The organism is Streptomyces sp. NPDC056486 (genome assembly GCF_042795295.1).
Taxonomy (GTDB): Bacteria; Actinomycetota; Actinomycetes; order Streptomycetales; family Streptomycetaceae; genus Streptomyces.
Map to the genome: position 1 here is coordinate 1 of NZ_JBHTSF010000252.1, position 9,040 is coordinate 9,040.

Annotated in this window: 7 protein-coding genes; 5 read left to right on the forward strand and 2 right to left on the reverse strand. The window is 69.9% G+C overall.

Features of this window, described 5'->3' with window-relative positions; all coding sequences use genetic code 11:
• Positions 1–76: 76 nt before the first annotated feature.
• Both ACFQ7F_RS43850 and ACFQ7F_RS43855 read right to left on the reverse strand, forming a co-directional pair.
• Positions 77–838, reverse strand: coding sequence for a hypothetical protein (locus ACFQ7F_RS43850; protein ID WP_383284668.1), 762 nt, complete (start codon positions 836–838; stop codon positions 77–79).
• 154 nt (positions 839–992) lie between these two features.
• The gene (locus ACFQ7F_RS43855; protein WP_383284670.1) at positions 993–2,693 is read right to left on the reverse strand and encodes a PucR family transcriptional regulator; all 1,701 of its coding nucleotides are present in this window, start codon (positions 2,691–2,693) and stop codon (positions 993–995) included.
• 348 nt (positions 2,694–3,041) lie between these two features.
• On the opposite strand from ACFQ7F_RS43855, the gene ACFQ7F_RS43860 reads away from it, so the two are divergent.
• The 5 genes from ACFQ7F_RS43860 to ACFQ7F_RS43880 form a co-directional block, all read left to right on the forward strand.
• Positions 3,042–3,932: an FAD binding domain-containing protein gene (locus ACFQ7F_RS43860; protein WP_383284674.1), complete on the forward strand. Its 891-nt coding sequence runs from the start codon at positions 3,042–3,044 to the stop codon at positions 3,930–3,932.
• Entirely contained in the window at positions 3,932–4,525 is a 594-nt protein-coding gene (locus ACFQ7F_RS43865; protein WP_383284677.1) for a (2Fe-2S)-binding protein, read from the forward strand. Before ACFQ7F_RS43860 ends, ACFQ7F_RS43865 begins: the two co-directional genes overlap by 1 nt.
• Before the next feature lie 2 nt (positions 4,526–4,527).
• Positions 4,528–6,918: a xanthine dehydrogenase family protein molybdopterin-binding subunit gene (locus ACFQ7F_RS43870; protein ID WP_383284679.1), complete on the forward strand. Its 2,391-nt coding sequence runs from the start codon at positions 4,528–4,530 to the stop codon at positions 6,916–6,918.
• 291 nt (positions 6,919–7,209) lie between these two features.
• Complete coding sequence (locus tag ACFQ7F_RS43875) at positions 7,210–8,688, forward strand: NCS2 family permease (RefSeq protein WP_383284682.1); 1,479 nt, start codon at positions 7,210–7,212, stop codon at positions 8,686–8,688.
• Positions 8,689–8,724: 36 nt separating this feature from the next.
• On the forward strand, positions 8,725–9,040 hold a 316-nt coding region (locus ACFQ7F_RS43880; protein WP_383284685.1), incomplete at its 3' end, for an XdhC family protein.

The window sequence follows — 9,040 nt, forward strand, 5'->3', positions numbered from 1 at the left end:
GGAATGTCTCAGCCCGTCCGGCGTTTGAGGACGAACTCGGCGAAGCCGGTGATGACGGCAACCAGGGGCCAGCGGCCTACGCCGCAGGCGCCGGCGGCGTCAAATGTTGCGCCAGCCAAGACGGCACCCCGCCCATCAGCCGGAAGAGACGAGCGGCCTCGGCCCGCAACCGACCGGCCTCCGGCTCAGGCTCCGCGTCAGCGAGAGCCGCAAGCGCGGGCGCAGTGCCGACCAAGTACCCCAGCTCCTCCCGAATCCGCAGCGACTCGGCGAAGCCATGCCGCGCCTCCGCCAACTCCCCCTCCCGCAGGGCGAGTCCGGCCAGGTGCCGCCAGGTGAAGGAGAGGAGCAGGGTGTCACCGTGCGCCGTCGCCCCCGCATGCGCCCGCCGGTAGGCGGCCCGCGCCGCCTGGGGCGAGTCCGCGACGTGCTCGGCGATCAGACCCCGGCGGAAGTCGAGAAGAGGGCGCCCCGGAGCATTCGGGGCGAGCAGCGCCGCCGCCCGCCCGAGCGCCGTACGCGCCTCGTCCGCCCGGTCCCGCACGGCGAGCACCGTGGAGGCGTACGCCAGCTGACCGCGCTCGCACGCCGCGGCCCCGCGGTCGTCGTCCTGAACGGCCAGCGCCTCCGCCGTACGGAGCCCGTCCTCCGCCTCGGCCCAGCCCTCACCCGTGAACAGACACCGCTCGACGAGCAGTGACGTTCTCTGGAGCGCGGGCCCCGGACCCTCCCGTGAGGCGAGCAGCGCGGCCGCGTCGGTCCAGCAGCCGCGTGAGCGGAGCCGCCATACCGCGGTCTGGAGTGGATCGTCCCCTGCAGTCGTTCCGGTACCAGACATGGCGGGATGCGCCACGTTGCCCTCCCCGAGCACGCCATTGAGCTGTTGAGTCGTGGGCGCATCTCAGCATGGATCGGAGCGTCGGGCCAAGGGGCTGGGTGAAAGAATTCACAAAGGGCGTGCCATGAAAGGGGTTCGGCCGGGGCCGCTCGTGTCAGCTCATCCGCAGTGCCAGGAAGAAATCGAGCTTGTCCTCGAGGCGCGAGAGGTCACGTCCCGTCAACTGCTCTATACGGCCCACCCGGTAGCGCAACGTGTTGACGTGCAGGTGCAGGCGCGCCGCACATCGCGTCCATGAGCCGTCGCAGTCCAGGAATGCCTCAAGGGTCGGAATGAGCTCCGCCCGGTGGCGCCGGTCGTAGTCCCGCAGCGGGTCGAGCAGGCGGGCCGTGAACGCCCGGCGCACGTCGTCGGGGACGAAGGGCAGCAGCAGGACGTGCGAGGCCAGCTCCTGGTGGCCCGCCGCGCAGACCCGGCCCGGGCGCGCCGCCGCGACCCGGCGGGCGTGCCGCGCCTCCTCCAGGGCGCCGCGAAGACCCTCCGCCGAGTGCACGGACGCGCTGACGCCCAGTGTGAGGCGGCCGTCGCCGTCGAGGCCCGCCGAGAGCGGGTCGCGGACGGACTCCAGGAGCGAATCGGCGAGCAGGCCCGTCTCCGAGCCGTCGTGCTCCGAGGAGACCGCGGGCAGCGGCACGAGCGCGATCGCCTCGTCACCCGTATGGGCCACCGCGATGCGGTCGGAAGGCTCGGGGCCGGCCGACAGGGGGTCGACGAGGATCTCCTCCAGGAGCGACTGGGCCACCGGGCCGCCCTCGATCTCGCCCCCGTCCCACTCGACGCGGGCCACCACGACCTGCCAGTGCGGCGCCGCGCCCAGGCCGGGAAGGAGCACCGGCGCCGCGACCCGCAGGCGCGCCGCGATCTCCGCCGGTGCCGCGCCCGTCTGGACAAGTTCGAGGACCTCCTGGGCCAGCCTGCGCCGCACCGTGCGGGCCGCGTCACGCCGGTCGCGCTCCACCGCGATCAGCTGAGTGACGCCCTGCAGCAGGTCGAGCCGCTCCTCGGGCCAGTCGCCCGCGTCGGCCTCGACCGCAAGGAGCCAGTCCGAGAGGACCGTCTCGCGTACGTCACGCAGGGCCGCGGTGCTCGCGGCTGCCGCGGCGGAAGCCGGTCCGCGCCCACTGCTCCGGATGGGGAACAGGGAGTACGTCGTGCCGTCCACCTGGACCCGGTGCGGGCCCCGCCGCCCCGTGCGGGCCGCGGCCAGGTGCTCGGCCGCCAGGCGCGCGCACACCGCTCCGGACAGGGCGGGGCCCGCCGCGCTCGATCCCGCGATGGCGCGGCCCGCGGGGGACAGGACCCAGGCCCGCAGGTCCAGGTCGGAGCCGAGCAGGTCCAGGACGACGTCGGGGCCGCCGCCCGTGGGGCCCGAGGTCATCAGGCGGCGGTGCCGGTCCACGACGGCCGCGAGGTCACCGGCCCGCTCGCCGGACACCTGGCGTACGACGTGCTCGGTGATCGTCGCGAAGGCGACCGACTCGTTCACGGCGAACAGCGGCAGGCGGTGCCGTGCGCAGGCCTCGACGATGTCGTCCGGGATGGCGCCGAGCTCGGCCTCGCCCGCGGCGAGCGCCGCGACGCCCGCACTCGCCAGGATGCGTACGAAGGGTTCCGAGTCGGAGGCGTCGCGGCGCCAGGCGAGGCCCGTCAGGACCAGCTCGCCGCCCGCGAGGTACCGGCTGGGGTCGCGCAGGTCCGTGGTCATCACACCGCGCACGGTGCGGTCGAGCTCTTCGTCACCGCCCAGCAGCCGCAGGCCCAGCGCGTCGGTGTCAAGGAGTGCGCGCAGCCGCATGGTGGTCGCCGCCGATCTTGTCTCGAATGGGATGTACAGACAGTTCAGATCTGTCGACTCTGTGTCGCCAACTGTCGAGCCGGGCCCTCGTGCCCTGGGGTGTCTCTGGTTTCCAGGGGGAATCCGCGAGGTTACTGAGGCCCGTTCTTCATACGAATCTACAAGACGCGCGGCTTGGCCAGCCAACTCCTTCATGGTTTCGGTGACTGACCCCATTGGACGACGGGGCGGTGTACTTGGCCCACTCCGCGTTAACAGCACATGAACGAGCAGTCGAGAGGCCTCCGGTCCGAGTTGGCTGGATCTTCTCGAACGTATGACCCTCGATATGAAGAAGAAGAGAGCCTCATGGACTTCCTTCGCCCCGCCAGCTGGGAGGAGGCGCTCGCCGCCAAGGCCGAGCACCCCACCGCTGTGCCGATTGCGGGTGGCACCGATGTGATGGTCGAGATCAACTTCGACCACCGTCGTCCCGAGTACCTGCTTGACCTCAACCGCATCGCCGAGCTGCGCGAGTGGTCGGTGGGCGAGAAGACGGTCCAGCTGGGCGCCTCGGTTCCGTACACCACGATCATGGAGGAGCTGCGCACCGAGCTCCCCGGTCTCGCGCTCGCCTCGCACACGGTCGCTTCCCCGCAGATCCGCAACCGCGGCGGCGTCGGCGGCAACCTCGGCACGGCGTCCCCGGCCGGTGACGCCCACCCGGCGCTGCTCGCCGCCGACTGCGAGGTCGAGGTGGAGTCCGTACGCGGCTCGCGCCTCATCCCGATCGACGACTTCTACACCGGCGTGAAGCGCAACGCGCTCGCCGATGACGAGCTGATCAAGGCCGTGCACATCAAGAAGGCCGACGGCCCGCAGCAGTACTCGAAGGTCGGCACCCGCAACGCGATGGTCATCGCGGTGTGCGCCTTCGGTATCGCCCTGCACCCCGAGACCCGGACCGTACGGACCGGCATCGGCTCCGCGGCCCCGACCCCGATCCGGGCCAAGGCCGCCGAGGAGTTCCTGAACGCGGCGCTCGACGAGGGCGGCTTCTGGGACAGCAAGAAGATCATCACCCCCTCGATCGCCAAGCAGTTCGCGGAGCTCGCCTCCGGTGCCGCCAACCCGATCGACGACGTACGCGGCACGGCGAACTACCGCCGCCACGCCGTCGGCATCATGGCCCGCCGCACGCTCGGCTGGACCTGGGAGTCGTACCGCGGCGAGGGCCGCAGCACTGAGGGAGTCGCATAATGCGCGTGAACTTCACGGTCAACGGCCGTCAGCAGGAAGCCGACGACGTCTGGGAGGGCGAGTCCCTTCTCTACGTCCTGCGTGAGCGCATGGGGCTCCCCGGTTCGAAGAACGCCTGCGAGCAGGGCGAGTGCGGATCCTGCACCGTCCGCCTCGACGGCGTACCGGTGTGTTCGTGTCTGGTCGCCGCCGGACAGGTCCAGGACCGGGAGGTCGTCACCGTCGAGGGGCTCGCGGACTACGCCAAGCACCGCGACGACTCCCACCCGGGCGGCGCCTGCGGCTCCGTCTGCGGCGGCACCAGCCTCCAGGAGGCCCGCCAGTGGCAGGCCAAGGGGACCGACGGCCAGACCGGCGAGGGTGGCGAACTCTCCCAGATCCAGCAGGCGTTCATCGACGCCGGCGCCGTCCAGTGCGGTTTCTGCACCCCCGGTCTCCTCGTCGCGGCCGACGAACTCCTTGAGCGCAACGCCTCGCCGTCGGACGCCGACATCCGTGAGGCGCTCTCCGGCAACCTCTGCCGCTGCACCGGTTACGAGAAGATCCTGGACGCGGTCCGCCTGGCGGCCGCCCGTCAGGAAGAGACGGTCTGATCATGGCTGGAACCAAGACCACCACAGGCGCGCCCACCGAAGTCACCCAGAAGCACAACAAGGGCGGCATCGGCGAGTCCACGCTCCGCCCCGACGGCACCCTCAAGGTCACCGGCGAGTTCGCCTACTCCTCGGACATGTGGCACGAGGACATGCTCTGGGGCCAGACGCTCCGCAGCACCGTCGCGCACGCCGAGATCGTGTCGATCGACACCGTCGAGGCCCTCAAGACGCCGGGCGTCTACGCCGTCCTGACGTACGACGACCTGCCCGCCGCGATGAAGAACTACGGCCTGGAGATCCAGGACACCCCGGTCCTCGCCCACGGCAAGGTCCGCCACCACGGTGAGCCGGTCGCCCTCGTGGCCGCCGACCACCCGGAGACCGCACGCCGTGCCGCCGCGAAGATCGTGGTCGAGTACAAGGAACTGCCCGTCATCACCGACGAGGCCTCGGCGACCGCTCCGGACGCCGTCCTCGTCCACGAAGGCCGCAGCGACGAGTACATCAAGCACGTCCCGCACCCGAACATCGTGCACAACCAGCCGATCGTCCGGGGCAACGCCGAAGAGGCCGCCAAGAAGGCCGACTTCGTCGTCAAGGGCGAGTACACCTTCGGCATGCAGGACCAGGCCTTCCTCGGCCCGGAGTCCGGCCTCGCCGTACCGGCCGAGGACGGCGGCGTCGACCTTTACGTCGCCACCCAGTGGCTGCACTCGGACCTCGAACAGATCGCCCCCGTCCTCGGCCTGCCCGAGGACAAGGTGCGCATGACGCTCTCCGGCGTCGGCGGCGCGTTCGGTGGCCGCGAGGACATCTCGATGCAGATCCACGCCTGCCTCCTTGCGCTGCGCACCGGCAAGCCGGTCAAGATCGTCTATAACCGCTTCGAGTCCTTCTTCGGCCACGTGCACCGCCACCCGGCGAAGCTCTACTACGAGCACGGCGCCACCAAGGACGGCAAGCTCACGCACATGAAGTGCAAGATCGTCCTGGACGGCGGCGCCTACGCGTCGGCATCCCCGGCGGTCGTGGGCAACGCCTCGTCCCTCTCGGTCGGTCCGTACGTGATCGAGGACGTCGACATCGAGGCGATCGCCCTCTACTCGAACAACCCCCCGTGCGGCGCGATGCGCGGCTTCGGCGCCGTCCAGGCCTGCTTCGCCTACGAGGCCCAGATGGACAAGCTCGCCGACAAGGTGGGCATGGACCGGGTGGAGTTCCGCCAGCTCAACGCCATGTCGCAGGGCACGCTCCTGCCGACGGGGCAGCCGGTCGACTCGCCGGCCCCGGTCGCCGAGATCCTGCGACGCGTCAAGGCCCGCCCGCTGCCGCCCGAGCGCCAGTGGGAGTCCAGCGAGGGCGCGGACGTCCGCGCACTGCCCGGCGGACTCTCCAACACCACGCACGGCGAAGGCGTCGTACGAGGCGTCGGCTACGCGGTCGGCATAAAGAACGTCGGCTTCTCCGAGGGCTTCGACGACTACTCCACCGCCAAGGTGCGCATGGAGGTCATCAACGGTGAGCCGGTCGCGACCGTGCACACCGCGATGGCGGAGGTCGGCCAGGGCGGCATCACCGTCCACGCGCAGATCGCCCGCACCGAACTCGGCGTCCAGCAGGTCACCATCCACCCCGCCGACACCCAGGTGGGCTCCGCCGGTTCGACGTCCGCGTCCCGTCAGACGTACGTCACCGGTGGTGCGGTCAAGAACTCCTGCGAGCTCGTCCGCGAGAAGGTCCTGGAGATCGGCCGCCGCAAGTTCGGCTCGTACCACCCGGCGTGGGCCACCGCCGAACTCCTCCTGGAGGGCGGCAAGGTCGTCACCGACGGCGGCGAGGCCCTCGCGGACCTGGCCGAGCTGCTCGAAGGCGAGAGCGTCGAGGTCGAGGCCGAGTGGCGGCACCGTCCGACCGTGGCCTTCGACAAGAAGACCGGTCAGGGCAACGGCCACGTCCAGTACTCGTTCGCCGCGCACCGCGCGGTCGTCGAGGTGGACACCGAGCTCGGCCTGGTCAAGGTCATCGAGCTCGCCACCGCCCAGGACGTCGGCAAGGCGCTCAACCCGCTCTCCGTGGTCGGCCAGATCCAGGGTGGTACCACCCAGGGCCTTGGCGTCGCGGTGATGGAGGAGATCATCGTCGACCCGAAGACCGCGAAGGTGCGCAACCCCTCCTTCACGGACTACCTCATCCCGACCATCCTCGACACGCCGACCATCCCGGTCGACGTCCTCGAACTGGCCGACCCGAACGCGCCCTACGGCCTTCGCGGCATGGGCGAGGCCCCGACCCTCTCGTCGACCCCGGCCGTCCTCGCGGCGATCCGGAACGCGACGGGTCTGGAGCTGAACAGGACACCGGTACGCCCGGAACACCTGACCGGTACCTGACCGGTACCGGATCCCACGATCTCTCCGGGCGGCCCGTGCCTCCCAGGAACGTCACACTTCCGTCAGTCCGTGCCGCCCGGAGAACCCCAGTACCGCACCGCTCGCGGTCTCGCTGTACGTATGCAGCACCCACGCAACACCCAGGCTCTCCGGAGCCCCCAGTTCGTCTCGGGCCGTCCCCCGGGTCGTGCGCCCAACGCACCATCCCAAATCCCGCAGTCTCCACAGGCCCCAACCCTTTTGTGAACCGCCTGTTGCGGGTGCCCCTTTGAACCTTGGGAGTTAGGCACCATGACCCAGCAGTCAACGGAGCCGAAGACCACGGCGGAGGACGCGGGCAACGGCTCACGCGTCCCGGCCGGCAGGTCCTGGCTCGACCGGTATTTCCACATAACCCAGAGAGGATCGACGGTCGGTCGGGAGGTGCGTGGCGGTGTCACCACCTTCATGGCGATGGCCTACATCATCCTTCTCAACCCCGTGATCCTCTCGGTCCCCGACGCCACGGGACACCGGCTCGACGGTGATCAGCTCACCACCGCCACCGTCTTCGCGGCGGCCGCCACCACCATCGTCATGGGGATCCTCGGCAATGTGCCGCTGGCCCTCGCGGCGGGACTCGGCGTCTCCGCCGTCATGGCCTTCCAGGTCGCCCCGGAGATGACCTGGGGCAACGCGATGGCGATGTGCGTCATCTACGGCGTCATCATCATCCTGCTGGTCCTCACCGGACTGCGGACCCTGATCATGGACGCGATTCCCCTGGCGCTGAAGCACGCCATCACCATGGGCATCGGCATGTTCGTCACGCTGATCGGTCTGGTCCAGGCGGGCTTCGTCACCTCCATGCCGTCCAAGTTCGGCGACATGGGCTCGAAGCCGATCCAGATGGGCATCGACGACAAGCTCATCGGCTGGCCCGTCCTCTGCTTCGCCGTCACCCTCCTGCTGATCTTCCTGCTCCAGGTCCGCAAGGTCCCGGGCGCGATCCTCATCGGCATCGTCGGCGGCACCGTGTTCGCCGCGATCGTCAACCAGGTCGCGGGCATGAGCCAGAAGGACTGGGGCCTGAACGCCCCTGAGCTCAATGGCTCCGTCGTCTCGTCGCCCGACTTCGGCCTCTTCGGCGAGGTGTCCTTCAGCGGCATCGGCGACATCGGCGGCATCACCGTGGGTGTCATCGTCTTCACCCTGGTCCTCGCGGGCTTCTTCGACGCCATGGGCACCATCATCGGCATCGGCCAGCAGGCCAACCTCGCCGACAAGGACGGCAAGATGCCGGGCCTGAACAAGGCCCTGGCGATCGACGGCGCCGGCGGCGTCGTCGGCGGTCTCGCCGGAGCCTCCGGCCAGACCGTCTTCGTCGAGTCCACCGCGGGCGTCGGCGACGGCGCGCGGACCGGCTTCGCGAGCGTCATCACCGGTCTGGCCTTCACGCTGTGCCTCTTCTTCACCCCGCTGGCCCAGCTCATCCCGACCCAGGTCGCCGCCGCCGCGCTCGTGGTCATCGGCGCGATGATGCTGAGCAACGCCCGGCACATCGACTGGACCGACCAGGCCACCGCCATTCCGGTGTTCCTGACCATGGTCCTGATGCCGTTCACGTACTCCATCACGGTGGGTATCGCGGCCGGTGTCATCGTCCACGTCCTGATCAAGGCCGTCCAGGGCAGGGCGCGTGAGATCGGTTGGCTGATGTGGGTGCTCGCGCTCGTGTTCCTCGCCTTCTTCGCGCTCCATCCGATCGAGAACTGGATGGGCGTCAAGTAGCCCATCCTGTAAACACACACCCGTTAGGAGACGGACATGCTGGACATCGCCGAAGAGCTGAACCGGTGGGTCGAGCAGGGATGCGACTTCGCCGTCGCCACCGTGGTGGCGGTCGGCGGCAGCGCGCCCCGGCAGCCGGGCGCGGCCCTGGCCGTCGATTCCGACGGCACGGCGATCGGCTCCGTCTCCGGCGGGTGTGTGGAAGGCGCCGTCTACGAGCTGTGTCAGCAGGCCGTCGAAGACGGCGAAAGCGTCCTTGAGCGCTTCGGATACAGCGACGAGGACGCCTTCGCCGTGGGCCTGACCTGCGGCGGCATCATCGACATCCTCGTCACCCCGGTCCGCGCGGACT

Bases quoted from the DNA above. Each gene is read 5' to 3' on its own strand.
- ACFQ7F_RS43865 (WP_383284677.1), top strand. From the start codon at position 3,932: ATGCGCGTGAACTTCACGGTCAACGGCCGTCAGCAGGAAGCCGACGAC.
- ACFQ7F_RS43860 (WP_383284674.1), top strand. From the start codon at position 3,042: ATGGACTTCCTTCGCCCCGCCAGCTGGGAGGAGGCGCTCGCCGCCAAG.
- ACFQ7F_RS43850 (WP_383284668.1), bottom strand. From the start codon at position 838: ATGTCTGGTACCGGAACGACTGCAGGGGACGATCCACTCCAGACCGCG.
- ACFQ7F_RS43875 (WP_383284682.1), top strand. From the start codon at position 7,210: ATGACCCAGCAGTCAACGGAGCCGAAGACCACGGCGGAGGACGCGGGC.
- ACFQ7F_RS43855 (WP_383284670.1), bottom strand. From the start codon at position 2,693: ATGCGGCTGCGCGCACTCCTTGACACCGACGCGCTGGGCCTGCGGCTG.
- ACFQ7F_RS43870 (WP_383284679.1), top strand. From the start codon at position 4,528: ATGGCTGGAACCAAGACCACCACAGGCGCGCCCACCGAAGTCACCCAG.